The following is a 17,716-nucleotide window of genomic DNA, read 5'->3' as shown; positions in this document are numbered from 1 at the left end:
CCTCGTCTTGATGATCACTCGACCCACGCCGCTTCGAAGTTGAAGGGCTGGCTAATGATGTCGGTGAAAATGGTCTCATCACCCTTCAGCTTCGCCGAGCGCAGGCTGAAGCGGTTGGAGTTGAACAAAGGTACCCAGGCGGCGTCCTGCTCGATGATGTCGATCATGATCTTCGACCAATCATCGATCCGCTCCTGCGCCCGCGCCGGATCGGCGAGGGCGTCGGCCGCCTTGGCCCGCGCATCGATGTCCTCGTTGCAATAGAACGACCAATTGAAGCCGCCTTCAACCGCGGCGCCGCAGCCCAGGATCGCGGTGTAGAAGTTGCTGGGGTCGGGGAAGTCGGCATACCACTCGGTCAGGGCCATCGGCGCGCCGTCGGGCTTGCCCGCGGTGCCGAACAGGCTCGCCATCTCGAGGCCGCGCAATTCGACCTTGATGCCGATGGCGGCGAGGTCCTGCTGGATGACCTGCGCCATACGCGGCCAGGGATCGACGTTCTGGAAGTACAGCTCGGTCGTGAAGCCGTCGCCCAGGCCCGCTTCCTTCAGCAGCCCCTTCGCCTTCTCGGGATCATAGGGATAGCCCTGGAACTTAGGATTGAAGCCAGCCATGGCGGGCGGCAGGATCTGGCCCGTGACTGTGCCGCGGTTGTTCAGCACCTGCACCAGGCGCTGCTTGTTGACCGCCATGTTGACGGCGCGCCGCACCCGCAGGTCGTCGAACGGCTTGATGTTGAAATTCATGCTCATGTAGTTGGTGTTAAGCTGGCCGACGGTCAGGAAACGGCCCTTGACGGCCGGGTTCTGCGAGACCTCCAGATATTTTGCCGGCGGGAATATCTCGCCCAACGTGTCGGCCTCGCCCTTCTCGATGCGCAGCACGCCGGTCACCGGCTCGACACCGAACTGCAGCGTGATCTTGTCGATGTAGGGCCGCCCATCCTTGTCGGTGTGGGGATTGCGCTCCAGGACGACGCGCTGGCCGGGCGTGTATTCGACCATCTTGTAGGCGCCGGTGCCGACGCCGTGATGGGTGAAGTCCTCGCCGTACTCCTCCGCCACTTCTTTCGGCACGGCGAATGCGAAGTTCAGCGCGAAGAGGTGGAGCATGGTGGCGTTCGGCTCGGTCAGCTGGAACACCACGGTGTAGTCGTCCGGCGTGGTGATGCCGCTCGCTTCGGTCGCCTTGCCGTCGATGATGTCCTGGCAGCCGATGATGCCGGTGTAATAGCTCGCACCGGGCGATTGGGTTTTCGGGTTGCAGGTGCGCTCGATGGAATACTTGATGTCCGCCGCCTTCAGCTCACGGCCATTGTGGAACTTGACGCCCTGGCGCAGCTTGAAGGTGTAGGTCTTGCCGTCGGGGGAGATCTCGTAGCTCTCGGCCAGGTCCGGCTCGATCTCCGTGGTGCCTGGCTTGTAGTCCACCAGGCCGTCGAACACGGCCTTGATCGGCGTCCAGCTCTGGAACGAATAGCCGATGGCGGGATCCATCGAATCGAAATCGTCGCGATAGATGATCGTGATCTCTCCGCCGCGCTTCGGTTCGTCGGCAAGCGCGAGAGGCGAGGCCAGTATCAGGCCTGCCAACAGCGGCATCAGGTAACGCGACATTCAGTTCTCCTTGTTCTTGGTGATCGGCGGGCGGGGCATCTGATCAAGGCCGACACCCCGCCCGCACTCCGTCACTGCGCGTCGGTTGCGTAGACTTCGTCGTAATTGACCGGAATGTGAATCGGGTCGGCGAACACGCCGGCCGGTCCATCGATGCGCTTCGAGTGGATCAGATAGTGCTTCTCGTTGAAGATCGGGACCCACGGCGCATCTTCCATCAGGTCGGTGAAGATCTTGCCCCAGGCGACGGCGCGCTCTTCCTCCTTGGCCGGATCGGTCATCGCGTTGGCTTCCTCGGCGCGCTTGTCGAGTTCTTCGTTGCAGTACCAGGCCCAGTTCCATCCGCCATCGACCGCGCCGCCGCAGCCCAGGATCGCGGTGTAGAAGTTGCTTGGATCCGGGAAGTCCGCGATCCAGGCCATGCCGCCGGACCACAGCATCGGCGTGCCGTCCTTCCGGCCGCCCGCTGCGATCACGTTGGTCTGGTCAAGGCTCTTGATGTTGGCCTTGATGCCGATCGCTGCGAGGTCCTGCTGGATCGCCTGGGCGATACGCGGCTGCGGATCGGTGTTGGACACATAGAGGTCGGTCTCGAATCCGCCTTCGAGGCCGGCTTCCTTCAGCTTGGCCTTGGCGCCCGCGACGTCATACGCGTAGCCCTTGAAGCTCTTGTCATAGCCCGGCATGGCGGGCGGCAGCGGCTGGTTGGCCGGCACCGCGCGGTTGTTGATGACCTGGACGATGCGATCCTTGTTGATCGCCATATTCACCGCTTGGCGCACCGCCACCTTGTCGAACGGTGGGATGTTGACATTCATGGTGACGTAACCGGTGTGCAGCTGGTCAGCGACGATGACCTGCTCTTTCCAGGTCGGATCGTTCATTACTTCGGTGAATTTCGCCGGCGGAATGCCGTTGCCCGGTATGTCGATCTCGCCCTTCTGCAGGCGCAGCAGGTTGACGACGGGATCCTGTCCGATCTGGAAGGTGATCTTGTCGAGCTTCGGAATGCCGGCCTTGAAGTAGTCCGCGTTGCGCTCCAGCGTGATCGACTGACCAACGGTCCAGTTCGTGAGCTTGAACGCGCCGGTGCCTACGGGGCTGCGGCCGAAGTCCGCGCCGGATTCTTCGATGGCCTCTTTCGGCACGATGAAAGCAAAGTTGAGCGCCATCAAATGCAGAAGCGTGGAATCCGGCCGGCTCAGCTCGATCTTCACCGTATGGTCATCGACCACTTGCACGCCGCTCAGCTCTTTTGCGCTGCCGCCCTGGAACTCATCAAACCCTTTGAGTGCTGCATAGTAGCCGGCGCCTGGTGACTGTGTCGCCGGATTGCAGGTGCGCTCCAGCGAATACTTGACGTCCGCGGCCGTCATCTCGCGGCCATTGTGGAACTTGACGCCCTGGCGCAGCTTGAATGTGTAGGTCAACCCGTCAGGGGAAACGTCGTAGCTTTCGGCGAGGTCGGGCACCAGCTCGGTGGTGCCCGGCTTGTAGTCCATCAAGCCGTCGAAAATGCTCTTGATGATCGACCAGTTGGTCCAGTCATAGCCGATGGCGGGATCGAGCGTCGCGAGATCATCCTTGAAAGTGACGATCATCTCGCCGCCCTGCTTGGCTTCCGCGAAGGCGGGTGTCGAAACTGGAGCCGCCGCGATCACCATTGCGGCGATCGAAACGGATGCGAGCAGACGTTTCATAGGTAGACCTCCCCATAGCGTGGTTTATGCAGCGTTATCGCAGCTTGATGCGCGGATCGATCAGGGGCGACACGAGGTCAGCCAGCAGGTTCCCCAGAACGTACGCGCATGCTGAGACCAAGGTTACTCCCATGATGATCGGAATGTCGATTTGCTGGATGGCCTGCCAGGTCAGCTGCCCGATGCCCGGCCAGCCGAAGACGGATTCCACGATCACGATGCTGCTCATGAAATAGCCGACATCGATGCCGATCATGGCGATGACCGGCAGGGCGGCATTGGGCAGGATGTGTACCGAGACAATTCGCCAACGATCCAGGCCCTTGGCGCGTGCCGTCCGGATAAAATCCTGTCGAAGAACTTCGATGACGCTGGAGCGCGTGACGCGCGCGTACCAGCCTCCGCCCAGCAGGCCGAGCGTGATCGATGGCAGCACCAGATGCGTGAACTGCCCGTAGCCGCCGATCGGGAACCAGCCGAGCCAATAGGCGAAGATATAGAGCAGGGTGAGAGCAGTGACGAATTGCGGCGTCGAGACGAAGACCAAAGCGGCAACCATGAGCGTCTGGTCGGCGGCGCTACCGCGACGCAGGCCGGCCATCGCCCCGAGCGTGACACCGATCAGCAGCTCGCACGTGATCGCGCCGAGCATGAGCAGGAGCGAGGCCGGCAGCCGCGCCCCGATCAGCGTGGTGACTTCCGTGCGCTGCAGGTATGACCGGCCGAGATCGCCCTGCAGCAGGTTCCAGAGATAGCGGCCATATTGCTCCCAGACTGGCAGATCCAGGCCGAGCTGCATGCGCACCAGCTCGACCTGTGCCTTGCTCGCCGTGCGGCCCGCCACCATGCGCGCCGGATCGGCCGGCAGGAAATAGAGCAGCACAAACGTGATGATGGAGACGCCGAGCAGGATCAGCAGCGCCTGCACTAGGCGGCGGGCGATATAGGTTGGCATCAGTGCCTGCCCCGCAAGGTCGGATCGAGCAGGTCGCGCAGCGCATCGCCGATCAGGTTGATGGAGAGGGCCAGCGCCGCCACGGCGAAGCCGGGGAAGAACACCAGCCACGGGGCAGACTGGAAGTAGGACTGGCCATCATAGACGATGTTGCCCCAGCTCGGGTTCGGCGGTTGCACGCCGACGCCGAGATAGGAGAGCAATGCCTCGAACAGCACCGTTGTGGAGATGCCGAGCGTGCCCCACACGATGATGATGGGAAGCAGATGCGGCAGGATGTGGCGGAACAGGATGCGGCTGGTATTCGCGCCGATCGCGCGCTCGGCCGCTATGAACTCGCGCTCCGCCAACGAAGTGGTCTCCGCATAAACCACGCGGGCAATCGGTCCCCAGTTCACCAGCGCGATCACGAGAACAACCAATCCCAGACTTGGTCCGCGCAAGGTGGCGATGGTGATGGCAAGGATGAGGGCGGGGAAGGCCATGACCAAGTCGGTGAAGCGCATGAGGACAGCGCCCACAACGCCGCGGAGGAAGCCCGCTGTGATTCCAACCGCCGTTCCGACCAGCACCGCGATGCCATTGGCGAGCAGGCCGACGATCAGCGATGTGCGCGCGCCGTAGATCATGCGCGAGAGCAAATCGCGGCCCAGCAGATCTGTGCCGAAGAGGAAGCGCTCGTTCGGAGGCAGCGGCGCGCCTTCCAGCGTCAGCCCGTCGAAGAACTGCTCGTACGGAGAATAGGGGGCTATCAGAGGAGCCGCGATAGCGACCGCTACCAAGGCGACGGCAATCACCAGCCCCGCCATCGCCAACGGTCGGCGCAACAACCCGCGCCATACGCTCATCTGACCCGCCCCGCTCCAGCCTGCGTTCTTGTCCCGCGCAGCGGCGCGCAGTCTGCCGCACCGACGCCGGTCCAGGCAAGGCCGAACCATTGCGCCAGCGCCGCCGCTTTTTTCAGCCGCTCAAGGCATTTGCCGCCACCTTTTCAGGCAGAAGGTGCGAGACGTCAGAGCCCGGCGAGCGCCGTCTACGCATTCGTCTCGTGGCCGGATTGACCTTCCCGTGCGCCGGTTTCGGAGTGGCTGCATATCTCCTCGGCGGCGTTCAGTACGTTCCGCGCCAATTCAAGCGCTTTCCCAAGATGCACCATGCTTCTCAAGCAGGGTCCGCTCATACGATGCGCCCCAAGCGCGCTTGTGAGGCATTCCCATCAGACGCCTTAGCCAGATCGCGATACGCTTCGCCAACACGGGCGGATTACCAAGAGCAGACCGAAGCACGTCCCGGCCCACAGCGGCCTTGCCGGCGCGGTGCGCCTTCAGCCGCTTCTTGGCCCAGCCGGGCGCCGCAAGGAAATCGGCCGGAAGAAAGGCAACATAGGGTGCGCGCGTCGCCCTGACGCCGATAGTCCGCGCCGCACTCACAGACAGGCGCTCGTCGCAGTCGATGACCGCAATGTCGATACCATGCCGTGCCAACAGCCTGCCCATGTCGCCGCCGCCCGAATTCACCACCATGATCTCCACCGCCGGATTCTGCGCGAGCAGCGACCTGACCGCGGCCACGGTTCTCCGCGGCGCACCGCGCGCCAGCACCACGGCGGCGAGTTCGGGGTGGTTGCGCCGCGGCCGTTCCGGCTGCTCGCCCTCCTGCTTGATCAGCACCATCATCCCGTCGATCGTCTCATGGCGCACATGGTCGAAGCACGTCATGTCCCAACCTGGACGAACCTGGCGGAGCTCCTCGATGGCATTGCCGCTCGACAACTGAACGAGGCTGTCGTCCTGGATGACCCTGCCGAAATCGAAGCCTTGGTTCAGCAACGCACGCAGAAAGACCTGTTGCCGGAGAATCCGGCCGAAGTCCGAGTCCAGCCGGCTCAGTCCTCTGCGGGCTCCCACCCATTGATGGATGCGCTCGCCCTCGAGCCGTTCACAGGGCGGACGGAAGGATACTGTCTTGCTTCCTTCCTGAATCCGTTTCGTCGGCTCGAGCGGATACAGGAAGTCGAGCGGCTCGGAGACAGGAACATCGACCGATAGATGCGCTGCAGCTGCTTCGGTCGCGCGCCTGCGCACCACGATCGCATGGTCACATTGAAAGCCAAGCTCGCGCAGGGCCGAGATCAGCCGTGCTGTTCCGCCCAACGCAAAAGCCCCATTGACCCGATCGTACAGCGACGGGGACCACAAGTCGCGCGGGACCCAGGTGAGGCTTCGCGCGAGCGGATCGGCAATGACGATCACGTCGGTGCGCGCCGACCACGTATCCCGGTCCAGAATTGCGACGACTGTCGCCACAAGCCTCCTCCAATCCGCTGCCGAAGCGTGCCTGCACCGCTAACTCTTTGCAATGGCCGGCCAGCGCGGATGGCTCTCCCAAATTGTCGTCTGGAGCGCCTTAGCGACTGGCGCACTGGAACAGTTCGGGGACGTGATCGGCGATCCCATCGAGGCTGAATGATGTCGATCCGATGCGGGTCACGATTGTCAATCGCCGCGACTCTGAAAAGGCCCGGAGCGAGTCTTGTACGCTCGAGGCGACGATCGGGACCAGCGAAGCGCCACCCGGCTTCGCTTCAAGTCGATGGCTCCCGCTCGTGCCATTGTCGAATTCGAGCCTGGCAAGAGTCTTCGTGCCGGCCTGGACGACCTTCGGATCTTCGAACAAGACCCCGACCACGCCCTGGTCCGTCGACCGAGAAATGCGTGACACGGAGATGGAGAACGGGCGGCCCTGATCGGTGGTCGAGAGGGAGCAAATCTTGCCGTTCTGTCCATCCTGGCTGCGCAGGGTCCAAGTTCCGGCAGCCGTGCTATCAGCAGCTCCTGCGAGGCAGGCAATGCACACGAGAAGGGCGAGTTGGGGTGTGTGGTGCATATGGTCCGCTCAGATCGACAGACAGCCGCCGCTGAGCGGGATGATGTCGATCGTATCGCCGGCCTTGGCGGCCGGAGCGTGGGGTTTGCGGACGATCAGGCAATCGGCGCGCGCGATCAAGGAGAGCATCGCGCTATCCTGCGGCGAGAAGGGAGTCGCCACCTTCTGGCCTTCGGCGTTGGTGACAAGGCGCGCGCGCACATAGTCCTGGCGTGTGTCGTTGGCCGGCATGTCCTTGCCCAAGAGCGCAACCTCGCGCGCCGGCTCCAGACCAGCAAGGCCGAGCATGCGTTCGATCGCGGGCTTGAGGAACAGCAGCGCGGTCACAATGCTGGAGACCGGATTGCCGGGCAGTCCGAGCACCTTCAGCGCGCCGAGCGCCCCGAACATCAGCGGCTTGCCCGGCCGCATCGCGATCTTCCAGAAGTCCAGCTGCATGCCGCGCTCGGTAAGCGCCGTCTGCACCAGGTCATGCTCACCGACCGAGGCGCCGCCGGACGTCACCAGCGCATCGAACCCCAGGGCCGTTTCGATCGCGCGGTCGAGATCCTCGAGATTGTCGCGTGCGATACCGAGGTTGACCGGCTCGCCGCCGAAGGCGTGCACCATGGCCGCCAAGCCGATGCCGTTGCTACCAATGATCTGCGCCGGCCCGACTGGATCGCCGGGATTGACCAACTCATCACCCGTGGAGAGCAGGGCAATCCGCGGCCGGCGCCGGACCGTGAGCCACGGCCGATTCATGGCGGCGGCAAGGCTGATGTCGCGCGCGGTGAGACGACGGCCCGAATGCAGGGCGATATCGCCGGTGGCGAAGTCGAGGCCGGCTTTGCGGATGTGCTGGCCGAGCGCGCGTCTGCCTTCGCGCACCGTCAAATGATCGTCAGCTTCGTCGCAGTTCTCCTGGATCACAATCGTGTCGGCGCCGGGCGGCACCTGCGCGCCGGTAAAGATGCGAGCCGCTTCGCCGTCACCAATCGCGCCCGAAGGCGGCTGGCCGGCGGCGATACGCTGTGTGATCTTGAGGCGCACGGGCAGCGTTTTCACGTCGGCGGCGCGCACGGCATAGCCATCCATCGCGGAGACGTCGGCGGGCGGTTGCGTGAGGCGCGCTTCGAGCGGTTCAGCCAGAACGCGGCCGAGCGCCCGGTCGAGCGAAACCAGTTCCGCACCCAATGGAGCGAAAGCGCGCTCGATGCGCTCGATGGCTTCTTCAACGGAAATCATCAGGGACGCTCGAAAGTGTCGGACTTGCCGCCGCTCTTGTGGGTCAGGCGGATGTCGGTGATCTGCATGCCTTTGTCCACTGCCTTGCACATGTCATAGACGGTGAGGGCGGCGACCGACACCGCCGTCAGCGCTTCCATCTCAACGCCGGTCTTGCCGGTCAGCTTGCAGGTCGCGGTGATGTCGACGGCGTTGCGCGCTTCGTCTAGCGTCAGATCGACCTGCACCGAGGTGAGGGCAAGCGGGTGGCAGAGCGGAATCAGATCCGGCGTGCGCTTGGCGCCCATGATGCCGGCGAGGCGCGCGATCGAGAGCACGTCGCCCTTCTTGACACAGCCTTCCTTGATGAGGGCGAGGGTCGCGGGTTGCATGATAACCGAACCCTTGGCGGTCGCGATGCGTTCCGTCTCCGCCTTGTCGGAGACGTCCACCATGCGGGCCTTGCCCTCTTTGTCGAAGTGTGTGAACTCGGGCATTGTTCGTTACTCGGCTGCCACCGCCGGCGCGTGCGGGCCCAGCAAGGCGCGGGTCGCTTCCGTCACGTCGGCCTGGCGCATCAGGGATTCGCCGACCAGAAAGATCGAGGCGCCGACCCGGTGCATGCGCTCGAGGTCGGCGGTCGCATAAAGGCCGCTCTCGGCCACCAGCAAGCGGTCCTTGGGCACCATGGGCGCGAGCGCTTCCGTCACCGCAAGATCGATCTGCAAGGTCTTGAGATTGCGGTTATTCACGCCGACGAGCTTGGAGCCGAGGCGCAGTGCCCGCTCCATCTCCGCCGCGTCATGCACTTCCACCAGCACATCCATCCCGAGGTCGAAGGCGAGGGATTCCAGTTCCGCCGCTTCCGCATCTTCGAGCGCCGCCATGATGAGCAGGATGCAATCGGCGCCGATCGCCCGCGCCTCGAACACCTGATAGGGATCGAGCATGAATTCCTTGCGCAAGGCCGGCAGGTTCACCGCATTGCGCGCCTGGTCCAGGAACGCATCCTCCCCCTGAAAATAGGGTACGTCCGTCAAGACCGAGAGGCAGGTCGCGCCACCGGCCTCATAGGCGCGGGCGAGAGAAGGCGGATCGAAGTCGCCGCGGATCAGCCCTTTGGAAGGCGAGGCGCGCTTGATCTCCGCGATGAGGCCGAAGCGGCCAGAGCGGATGACGCGCTCCAGCCGGTTGCGGAAGCCGCGCGGCGGATCGCTGCGATTGCGCGCTTCGGCGGCGGCGCGGATTTCCGACAATGGGCGTGCTGATTTGCGGTCGGCGATATGCTGGCGCTTGTCGGCGCAGATCTTGGCGAGGACGTCGGTCATGTCAGTTCTCCGGCGTCTTCACTTCATTGGTCACGCGGATCAGATCCTCGAGCACCTTGCGCGCCTTGGCGAAGTCGATCGCCTCCGCCGCCATGGCGATGCTCTGGCGCAGATCCTTCGCGGCGTCCGCCACGACGAGGGCAGCGGCGGAATTCAGGAGGACGATGTCGCGATAGGGGCCAGTCTTGCCATCCAGCAATTCGCGGATCGCCTGCGCATTATCCGCGGGATCGCCGCCCTGCAACTCGGCCGCGGTCGCGGTTCGGATACCGTAGTCGCTGGGCGAAATCTCGAAGCGCCGGATGTTGCCGTTCTTCAGCTCGCAGACATGGGTGACGGTCGTGGTGGTGATCTCATCCAGCCCGTCGCCGCCATGGACCACCCAGGCATGCTCGGTGCCGAGGTTCCTAAGGACATGCGCGACCGGCTCCATCCATTGCTCGGCGAAGACGCCCAAGAGCTGGCGTTTCACGCCGGCAGGGTTGGAGAGCGGCCCCATGATATTGAAGATGGTGCGCGTGCCAAGCTCCACCCGGGTCGGCGCGACATGGCGCATCGCGCTGTGATGCTTCTGCGCCCACATGAAGGTGGTCCCGACCTCGATCAGGGCGCGCTGCACCGTTTCGAGATCGGCATCGATATTGACGCCGAGGGCGGTCAGTACGTCGGCCGCACCGCTCTTGGACGAGGCGGCGCGATTGCCGTGCTTGGCGACCGGCACGTTGCAGGCGGCGCACACGAACGCGACCGCGGTGGAGATATTGAGCGTGCCTGCCTGATCGCCGCCGGTGCCGCAAACGTCGATCGCGTCGGGCAAGGCGGGGATGCGCAGCATCTTCTCGCGCATGGCGGTGACGGCGCCGGTGATCTCATCGATCGTCTCCCCGCGCACGCGCATCGCCATCAAGAGAGCGCCCATCTGCGCTGGCGTCGCTTCGCCGGACATCATGGTGTTGAACGCCATCTCGGCCTGGGCGCGGGTCAACGGCCGGCCTTGCGCGACGATGCCGATGAAGCCTTTCAGGTCGGTGACGGGCGCTGCCAACGGTGCACTCATTGCAGCACGTGCGAGCCGGAGAGATTGCAGCCAGCCCCACGCAGGAAATTTGCAAGCAGCTTGTGGCCGTGCTCGGTCGCGATGCTTTCCGGATGGAACTGCACGCCGGCGAGCGGCAGCGACTTGTGCTGCAGGCCCATGACGATGCCGTCCTCGGTCTCGGCGGTGATGTCGAGATCTGCGGGGAAGGTGTCGCGCGCCACCGTCAGCGAGTGATAGCGCGTCGCCTGGAACTCATTCGGCAGGCCGTGGAACACGCTCTTGTTGGCGTGCTTGATGTGGCTGATCTTGCCGTGCATCGGCTTCGGCGCGCGCACCACCTCGCCGCCGAACGCCTGGCCGATTGCCTGATGGCCGAGGCAGACACCGAGCAGGGGGATCTTGTGCCTGGCGGCGGCTTTGACGAGGTCGAGGCAGATGCCGGCCTTGTCCGGATCGCACGGGCCGGGCGACAGGATGATGCCCTGCGGATGCTTGGCCAGCACCTCATCCACCGTGATCTTGTCGTTGCGGTGGACTTCGATCTCAGCCCCCAACTCCCCCAAATAATGGTAAAGATTGTACGTGAAGGAGTCGTAGTTATCGATCAGGATGAACATGGTCGCGCAACACCGGTCCCCAGAAGGCCAATCCAAGCTCAGCACCGAGTGTAGCCGCCCCGGGACGGGGGGAGCAAGGATAGCCAACAGCGCGCAACGGGACCCCCTCCTCCAAACTGGGGGAGGGCTGGGGAGGGGGAAGCGAGCGAGGACTTTCTCCCAACGAGACACGACTTTCCCCTCCCTAACCCTCCCCCGTATCGGGGGAGGGGAATTGTGCGAATGACGGAAGCGGTGGACCAGACTCGCGCTGCGCTGCGGTTTGGCCGCTCGGTCTGGCTCTGGCCGGTTGTGGGGGCCCTGCTGGCAGCCTGGCCAGTCTGGCGGTCGTTCTTCGCCGAGGTACCGGATGTCGGTGCCGCGCCGCTGCGCGGACAGGTCGCGGCGGCGGTGGGGGAATTGATCCTGATCGGCGGCTGGGTGGCGCGCTACCGGGGACGCGTCACCGGTTTCAATCTACCGCTGTTCGCCATCGGGTTTGCAACCATCGTGCTGATCATGGCCAGCATGAACAACGATGCGCCCACGGCGGATCTCAGCGCGCTCGCGATCTGCTGGGTTGCGGCGGTATTCCTGTTTGCAGGGGCCGTTCTGCTCGACGGGCAGCGCGCCTTTGCCACGATGCAGGGTGGTGCCGTTCCGCAGGTCAGCATGCTGCTGCCCGCGCATGAACGGATCGGCTATTGGCTGCTCGGCATCGCGCTGGCGATCGCGACCATTCAGGAGACGCCGCAGGGATTTCTGCTCGCTGCGCTGGCAGCAGTATCGCCGGGCGCGGTGCTGGTCTGGGGTGGGTTGTGCGACACGGCGCGCGCGGTGCTCGCGCGTCGGCGCGTCTACGTCGCCGATTTTTCCGCGCTGCCGACGATCGTCGGTAGAAGGGACATCGTCCTGAGCGATCCCGGCATGCTGGTCGCAAGCCGACCGAAAGTGATCAGCATCATGCCCGTCGGCGAGGCCAAGCCGGGGGAGATCGTCGGGACCGCGGCCGCACTGCTGGCGGACGATGACAGCGACATGGCGCGAGGATTGCAGGATTTCGGCGTGTCGCACCGTCTGCGCGTGCCGAACATCAAGTTGCTCGACGCGGGAACGCCCGCGCTCCATCGCGGCCAGCTGCCGGACCAGCGCATTGTCGAAATCGGCACCATCGCGGCCAGTGCGATCGCCGAGGAGGAGCGTGCGCCGTTTGCGGATCAGCTCGGGCGTGCGGCGGAGCTGCACCGCGCCGTTCTGGCGCTGCGCGAAACCGCGCCGTCGCCGCGCCTCTTGGGACTCATCGTGCTGGCGAGGGCCGCGCGCCCCGGCGCGACGGAAGCCGTGCGGACGTTGAGAAAGGCGGACTTCACAATCGTTCTGGCCAACGTCGAGATCGACCCGAAAGACCAGGAGGCATTGACCGGTCTTGCGGTGGAGCGCGCGGCCGATTGGCCTTCATCGGCCATCGGACTCGCGCGACCGGGCCAGCCGCCGCTCGAATCGTGCGCAGCCACCGTTCACTTTGGCGGCCGTGCGCGGACTGATACCGAGCAGGGCAGCGGGGTCGTGATAGCGCGGGATGACCCGCGCACCCTGGTCGATCTGCTGCAGTTCGCACGCGATTTCCGGATCCGCGCACGGATGGCCATCGTTGCGGCGAACCTGCCGGGCGTCGCCTTGCTGGCGGCCGGGCTCGGCTATGTACCCGCTTCGCCGCTGATCGTCACGATTGCCGCTTTGGCCGGCATCGCGCTGGCGGTCGCCCTGCCACAAGCCTTGCGCCTGTCCCCGACCATGGCTAATGAGGTCGACGAGGAATAGGGGACCCATGACACGCAAGATCAGGTCGCGATCCCGCCGCCGCACGCGCAGGACAAGCCGCACGCATGTTGCAGCCGGCCTCGTCGCACTTGGCTGGTTGACGCCTAGCGGCTTGGGGCGATTCGCTGCCGGCATCCTGATCGGCCTCGCGTTGGGAGTAGGCGCCGCGTTCTATCTCGGCGATTTCGGTCTGCCGCTATTCGAGAAGAGCGCCGCCAAGGTCACGACGCTCAATGCCTCGCCGGTCGAGAAGCCAGCGCAGCAGCAGGCGGCGGCGACACCTGCGGCACCGAAGCCGGCGCCGCAGGTCATAGAGCCGGCACCGGTGGCGTCGCGCGCGAGCACCTTGGGCGAAGAGGCGAAGGCCACGCCGGCTGTCGCGCCTGCCGCGCTCGTCACATCTGCCAAACCTGCTGCAGCCGCCAGGACCGCGCTGACGCCAACGCCCGAACCGCAAGTCGCCACCATTGCTCCAGTGGCGCCGATCTATACCGGCAACGATGCGACTTGGGTCAAGAACGCGGTCGCCTTCGCCGTTCCACGAGGACGGCCGATGATCGCCGTGGTGCTGGATGATGTCGGCGTTGCGCGCAGCCACGCGGAGATGGCGATCGATATGCCCGCCGTCATCACGCTCTCCTTCATGACCTACGCGGATGGTGTCGCCAATATGGCGGCGCGTGCCCGCGCCAAGGGGCATGAGCTGATGCTGCATGTGCCGATGGAGCCGCTGGATAGCGACGTTGATGCGGGCCCGCAGGCCTTGAAGGTGCATCTGTCGGAGAGCGAACTCAAGAAGCGCTTGGCCTGGGGTCTCGGCCGCTTTCCCGGTTACATCGGAATCAACAACCACATGGGCAGCCGCTTCACCCAGGATGAGCGCGGCATGCGCATCGTGCTTTCCGAGCTGAAGGATCGCGGCTTGCTGTTCCTGGACTCGCGCACCATCGGCACATCGATCGGCGACCGCCTCGCCGCCAGCATGGGCGTTGCGCACGTCGTGCGCGATGTGTTCCTGGATGACGAGATGGACCAGGCCGCGGTCATGAAGCAACTCGCCTATGCCGAGAGGGTCGCGGCGAGCAAGGGCCACGCGATCGCGATCGGCCATCCGCATCCGGCGACCTTGGCCGCCATCCGCGCCTGGATGCCACAGGCGGAGGCGCGAGGCTTCGTCCTCGTGCCCCTTTCCACGGTCGCGAAGCTGCGCCTGGGTGCGTCGGGTTAGGCCGCCACCGCGCGGCGGCGCAAGCGGCGCTCTTCGCGCATGACGAGATGCATCGGGAACTGCAGGTGAATCTCCGAGCCGCGGCCGCTGGTGTTGACCACGGCCAAGCGACCGCTGATCGAATCCATCAAGGCGCGCACGATCATCAGGCTCATGCCGGCGGCCTCGTCGGCACGCGAGATGAAGAGCGTGCGCTGACCGTGGGTGCGGCGTGGCAGCCCGCCCAGACCTAGCGTCGGATTTGGACCCGTATCCCGGATCGACAGATCGAGCCTGCCGTCGCCGCCGAATCCGACGGACAGAATGATCGCACCGCCATCGGGCGTGCGCATGGCGGCGTCCTTGATCAGCTCGCGGACGATCTGGCGCATCAGCAGCGGCTGGACTCGGATCCCGACATCGAGCTCCGGCATGCGGATGCCGAAGGTCAGGCGTTTCGGCGCAAAGGTCGCGACCGCCCAGGTGTGCGCCTCGCGCAGCACGGTGGCGATCGAGGTCGCGTGCTCCGCCGGCTTGGCGATCGAGCCCTCTACCCGCGACAGCTCGATGATGTCGGTGATGCGCGCCAGCAATTGTCGGCCGGCGCCGATGATCTGCTGCGCCGCTTCGCGATAGGCGGGACGGCCGACGGCGCCGAACATCTCCCGCTCGATCATCTCGCCATAACCCAGAATGGTGGTGAGCGGCGTACGCAGATCATGGCCCGCCTCGGCCAGGAAGCGCGACTTGTCGGCGTTCGCCTGGTCGGCATCCATGCGCGCGCGCTCCGCCCGCACCAACAGGGCCTGCGCTTCCTTGCGCACGGCATCCTGCGACTGTGCATGGCGCAGCAGACGCAGCACCGTCACGACCAGGCAGATCGAGGTGGCGGCGGCCAGCGCCAGCACGATCCAGTGCAGCATGTTGAGCCTGGCGATGTCCTGCGCGACCGCGCCCGTGGCCGGATCCGACAGGGCGGCCGCGACCTTGTTCTGCTGGCGCAGCAGGAGCGGGATGCCGATCACCAGCACTGTTCCCAGGACGCCTGCCGCCGCGAGCCCGATCGCCTGAGTCACGGCCAACGCGCGGTGGCCCGCCAGGCCCTCCTTGGGGGCCGTCGTTGGTGCACGCTCAAGTGGTGGCGGCAGCGGTTCCGGCAACATGGCGTCAGGCTATACGGGAAGAGGCGGTGAGACAATGAGAGCGGAAGACCGCGCGCGTCTCACTGAACGATGGGCGGCAGTTCCAGCGTCATGGTCGTGCCGTGGCCAGGCTGGGTAACGACGCGGATCTGGCCGTTGTGGAGCTCGATCAGGGCCTTCGTGATGGCTAGGCCGAGGCCGACACCGTCCTGCCGCTGCGTGGTCATGGCGGCGCGATGGGCATAGGCCTCGAACAGATGCGGAAGCACCTCTTCCTCGATACCCGGCCCGCCATCTGTCACGCTGATCTTGGCGCCGCCGAGGCTCGATGGCTCCAGGCGGACTTCCACCGTGCCGCCGGGCGGCGAGAACTTGACCGCGTTGGAAACCAGGTTGATCACCATCTGCGTGATGGCGCGGCTGTCGCAGCTGGCGCTGAGATCTACGCCGTTCGCACGGAACTGCAGATTGACGCCGCGGCGCTCGGCGATCGGCTGGGCCATGCGGATGCTGCGCTCGATCAGAGGTGAGAGTATCTGGCGCTCCAGCTTCAGCGCCGCTCGGCCGGCCTCGATCTTCGACATGTCGAGAATGTCGTTGATCAGCGAGAGCAGGTGCTGGCCGCTGCGCTGGATGTCGTCGACATAGTTCGTGTATCGCTCGTTGCCGAGGGGACCGAACATCTGATGGCGCAGGATCTCCGCGAAACCGATGATGGCGTTGAGCGGCGTGCGCAACTCGTGGCTCATGTTGGCGAGGAAGTTGGACTTGGTCCGGTTCGCCTCGACCAGCGCCGCGTTGCGCTGCTGCAGCTCCTGCTGCGTCTGGGTCAGCTCGCGATGCGAGGTCGCGATGTAATCCGCCATCGCGTTGAACGCCTGGCCGAGATCCCCGATATCGTCCGCGCGATCGACCTTCGCGCGTATCTCGGTGTCGCCGGCGGCGAAGCCGCGCACGGCATCGGCCAGGCGGCGGATCGGTCGGACAATCTGGCGCTGGACCAGCAGATGCGTCACCGCAACCACCAGCACGATCGCCACCGCCGCCGTCAGGCCGAACAGCAACAGTGCTTTCGATGCGCTGCCGGTGATGCTGGAAAGCGGTGTCACGATATAATAGTGCCACCCGGTTTCCGGCAGTGTGCGCATCAAGACCGAAACCGTCTCGCCGTCCAGCTCGGCGTGAACGGCCCCGCGATCCCCCGTGCGTCCGTTGAAGGCCGCCTGCAGCGCATGGACCGTATCATTGAACGCGCTGCGCGCGTCGCCGGTCAGCTGACTTGCTTCCAGCGCCTCTTGCCACCTGCCGGCGATGATCGGATCGCCATCGGCATCGAGCAGGAAGTGCTGCGTCCCCGGCAACTCATCGGTGCCGACCAGACGCCGCACCAGCTCATCGAGGAAGAGATCGTGGCCGATCGTGCCCAGCCACACGTTGTTGAGATCGAACGGCCGGACCGCACTGATCATCCAAGTGCGCAAGATCGGATCGAAAGCGACATTGGTCCAGCGCAGCCTGCGGTCGGGATTGTTGGCAGGGTCGCCCAGCGTCAGCCATTCCGATTCGGTGTATGGCTCGTCCGCGGTGGCGCGGTAGATGAACTCGGGATCACGCGGCGCATAGATGACGCCTGTCCGATCGCGCGTCAGCAGCCACATCGAATCGAGCGGCGGCACGACCGTGCCGGCATAGAGGGTCATCAGGCGCTGGGTGCGCGCATGAAGACGGTAGAGCGCGTCTCCCTTGGGCGCGTTGGGATGAAGGAGAACGCCTGCCTGGGTGCGTCCATCGAACCCGCTGCGGCGCGAGACCAGGACGTTGGCGGCATTGGGCTCCAATCCGGCGGTGAAGCGTTCAACCTCCTGGTCCGTCGCAGGCGCAGCCAAGTTGTCGCGCAACATGAGGTCGAAGCGGGAGAGGCTCGTGTGCGCCAAGTGCAGCGTGTAGTTGAGCCCGAGAATTCGCCGGTCGGTCGCCGTCGCCGCGAATTGCTCTGCTTCGGCGATGGAGGCGTCCCGCGTGAAGAAGTAGAACACCAGGGCCGCGGGGGCGCTGACCGCAACGACGCTGGCTGTAAGAATCGCCAGCATGCGCTGCGACAGAGTCGGCGACCGGGATCTCGCAAGCGGCAAGCGCGGCATGGATGGCTGCTGTTGCTGGGGGTGCCCTTCCACGCCAGTGTAACCCCGGCCTTCCGGCAAGCTGCAAGCAGTCCTTTGA

The 17,716-nt window shown here is 65.0% G+C and carries 14 protein-coding genes; 2 read left to right on the top strand and 12 right to left on the bottom strand.

The annotated features are described in order from the left end of the window. Positions 1-14: 14 nt before the first annotated feature. From DTX69_RS08060 to DTX69_RS08010, 10 genes are all read right to left on the bottom strand, one after another. The gene (locus DTX69_RS08060; RefSeq protein WP_119301008.1) at positions 15-1,616 is read right to left on the bottom strand and encodes an ABC transporter substrate-binding protein; all 1,602 of its coding nucleotides are present in this window, start codon (positions 1,614-1,616) and stop codon (positions 15-17) included. 71 nt (positions 1,617-1,687) lie between these two features. Further along, positions 1,688-3,316: an ABC transporter substrate-binding protein gene (locus DTX69_RS08055; protein ID WP_119301007.1), complete on the bottom strand. Its 1,629-nt coding sequence runs from the start codon at positions 3,314-3,316 to the stop codon at positions 1,688-1,690. Between the two features lie 34 nt (positions 3,317-3,350). Then, entirely contained in the window at positions 3,351-4,271 is a 921-nt protein-coding gene (locus DTX69_RS08050) for an ABC transporter permease (RefSeq protein WP_119301006.1), read from the bottom strand. Next, entirely contained in the window at positions 4,271-5,119 is an 849-nt protein-coding gene (locus DTX69_RS08045) for an ABC transporter permease (protein ID WP_119301005.1), read from the bottom strand. Before DTX69_RS08045 ends, DTX69_RS08050 begins: the two co-directional genes overlap by 1 nt. A gap of 282 nt (positions 5,120-5,401) precedes the next feature. After that, positions 5,402-6,523, bottom strand: a complete 1,122-nt coding sequence (locus tag DTX69_RS08040) for a glycosyltransferase (protein WP_162916892.1) — start codon at positions 6,521-6,523, stop codon at positions 5,402-5,404. A gap of 643 nt (positions 6,524-7,166) precedes the next feature. Beyond that, positions 7,167-8,384 carry a molybdopterin molybdotransferase MoeA gene (locus DTX69_RS08030; RefSeq protein ID WP_119301002.1) on the bottom strand — a complete coding sequence of 406 codons (1,218 nt, stop codon included), beginning with the start codon at positions 8,382-8,384 and terminating at the stop codon, positions 7,167-7,169. After that, on the bottom strand, positions 8,384-8,860 hold the full coding sequence (gene moaC, locus DTX69_RS08025) for a cyclic pyranopterin monophosphate synthase MoaC (RefSeq protein ID WP_119301001.1): 477 nt from the start codon (positions 8,858-8,860) through the stop codon (positions 8,384-8,386). Before moaC ends, DTX69_RS08030 begins: the two co-directional genes overlap by 1 nt. A gap of 6 nt (positions 8,861-8,866) precedes the next feature. Continuing rightward, the gene (gene trpC, locus DTX69_RS08020; RefSeq protein WP_119301000.1) at positions 8,867-9,691 is read right to left on the bottom strand and encodes an indole-3-glycerol phosphate synthase TrpC; all 825 of its coding nucleotides are present in this window, start codon (positions 9,689-9,691) and stop codon (positions 8,867-8,869) included. A gap of 1 nt (position 9,692) precedes the next feature. Beyond that, the gene (gene trpD, locus DTX69_RS08015; RefSeq protein ID WP_119300999.1) at positions 9,693-10,748 is read right to left on the bottom strand and encodes an anthranilate phosphoribosyltransferase; all 1,056 of its coding nucleotides are present in this window, start codon (positions 10,746-10,748) and stop codon (positions 9,693-9,695) included. Beyond that, the gene (locus DTX69_RS08010; RefSeq protein ID WP_119300998.1) at positions 10,745-11,347 is read right to left on the bottom strand and encodes an anthranilate synthase component II; all 603 of its coding nucleotides are present in this window, start codon (positions 11,345-11,347) and stop codon (positions 10,745-10,747) included. The genes trpD and DTX69_RS08010 overlap by 4 nt, the downstream gene beginning before the upstream one ends. Before the next feature lie 222 nt (positions 11,348-11,569). Between DTX69_RS08010 and DTX69_RS08005 the strand changes: the two genes are divergently transcribed. Continuing rightward, positions 11,570-13,147 carry an HAD family hydrolase gene (locus tag DTX69_RS08005; RefSeq protein WP_119300997.1) on the top strand — a complete coding sequence of 526 codons (1,578 nt, stop codon included), beginning with the start codon at positions 11,570-11,572 and terminating at the stop codon, positions 13,145-13,147. A 7-nt stretch (positions 13,148-13,154) separates the two neighbouring features. After that, a complete protein-coding gene (locus DTX69_RS08000) occupies positions 13,155-14,375 on the top strand; it encodes a divergent polysaccharide deacetylase family protein (protein ID WP_162916890.1) in 1,221 nt (406 codons plus the stop codon). Here DTX69_RS08000 and DTX69_RS07995 read toward each other — a convergent pair. Together DTX69_RS07995 and DTX69_RS07990 are read right to left on the bottom strand one after the other, a co-directional pair. After that, the gene (locus tag DTX69_RS07995; RefSeq protein ID WP_119300995.1) at positions 14,372-15,517 is read right to left on the bottom strand and encodes a sensor histidine kinase; all 1,146 of its coding nucleotides are present in this window, start codon (positions 15,515-15,517) and stop codon (positions 14,372-14,374) included. The genes DTX69_RS08000 and DTX69_RS07995 overlap by 4 nt on opposite strands. A gap of 59 nt (positions 15,518-15,576) precedes the next feature. Then, complete coding sequence (locus DTX69_RS07990) at positions 15,577-17,637, bottom strand: sensor histidine kinase (RefSeq protein ID WP_119300994.1); 2,061 nt, start codon at positions 17,635-17,637, stop codon at positions 15,577-15,579. Positions 17,638-17,716: the final 79 nt, after the last annotated feature.

This window comes from Dongia deserti (assembly GCF_003574735.1).
Classification (GTDB): domain Bacteria; phylum Pseudomonadota; class Alphaproteobacteria; order Dongiales; family Dongiaceae; genus Dongia_A; species Dongia_A deserti.
Note: the sequence above shows the minus strand (reverse complement) of the source record. Positions and strands in the feature narration are given on the sequence as shown.

Coding starts and splice junctions, on each gene's coding strand:
- DTX69_RS08000 (WP_162916890.1), top strand. CDS start 13,155: ATGACACGCAAGATCAGGTCGCGATCCCGCCGCCGCACGCGCAGGACA.
- DTX69_RS07995 (WP_119300995.1), bottom strand. CDS start 15,517: ATGTTGCCGGAACCGCTGCCGCCACCACTTGAGCGTGCACCAACGACG.
- DTX69_RS08055 (WP_119301007.1), bottom strand. CDS start 3,316: ATGAAACGTCTGCTCGCATCCGTTTCGATCGCCGCAATGGTGATCGCG.
- DTX69_RS07990 (WP_119300994.1), bottom strand. CDS start 17,637: ATGCCGCGCTTGCCGCTTGCGAGATCCCGGTCGCCGACTCTGTCGCAG.
- DTX69_RS08045 (WP_119301005.1), bottom strand. CDS start 5,119: ATGAGCGTATGGCGCGGGTTGTTGCGCCGACCGTTGGCGATGGCGGGG.
- trpC (WP_119301000.1), bottom strand. CDS start 9,691: ATGACCGACGTCCTCGCCAAGATCTGCGCCGACAAGCGCCAGCATATC.
- DTX69_RS08010 (WP_119300998.1), bottom strand. CDS start 11,347: ATGTTCATCCTGATCGATAACTACGACTCCTTCACGTACAATCTTTAC.
- moaC (WP_119301001.1), bottom strand. CDS start 8,860: ATGCCCGAGTTCACACACTTCGACAAAGAGGGCAAGGCCCGCATGGTG.
- DTX69_RS08050 (WP_119301006.1), bottom strand. CDS start 4,271: ATGCCAACCTATATCGCCCGCCGCCTAGTGCAGGCGCTGCTGATCCTG.
- trpD (WP_119300999.1), bottom strand. CDS start 10,748: ATGAGTGCACCGTTGGCAGCGCCCGTCACCGACCTGAAAGGCTTCATC.
- DTX69_RS08060 (WP_119301008.1), bottom strand. CDS start 1,616: ATGTCGCGTTACCTGATGCCGCTGTTGGCAGGCCTGATACTGGCCTCG.
- DTX69_RS08030 (WP_119301002.1), bottom strand. CDS start 8,384: ATGATTTCCGTTGAAGAAGCCATCGAGCGCATCGAGCGCGCTTTCGCT.
- DTX69_RS08005 (WP_119300997.1), top strand. CDS start 11,570: ATGACGGAAGCGGTGGACCAGACTCGCGCTGCGCTGCGGTTTGGCCGC.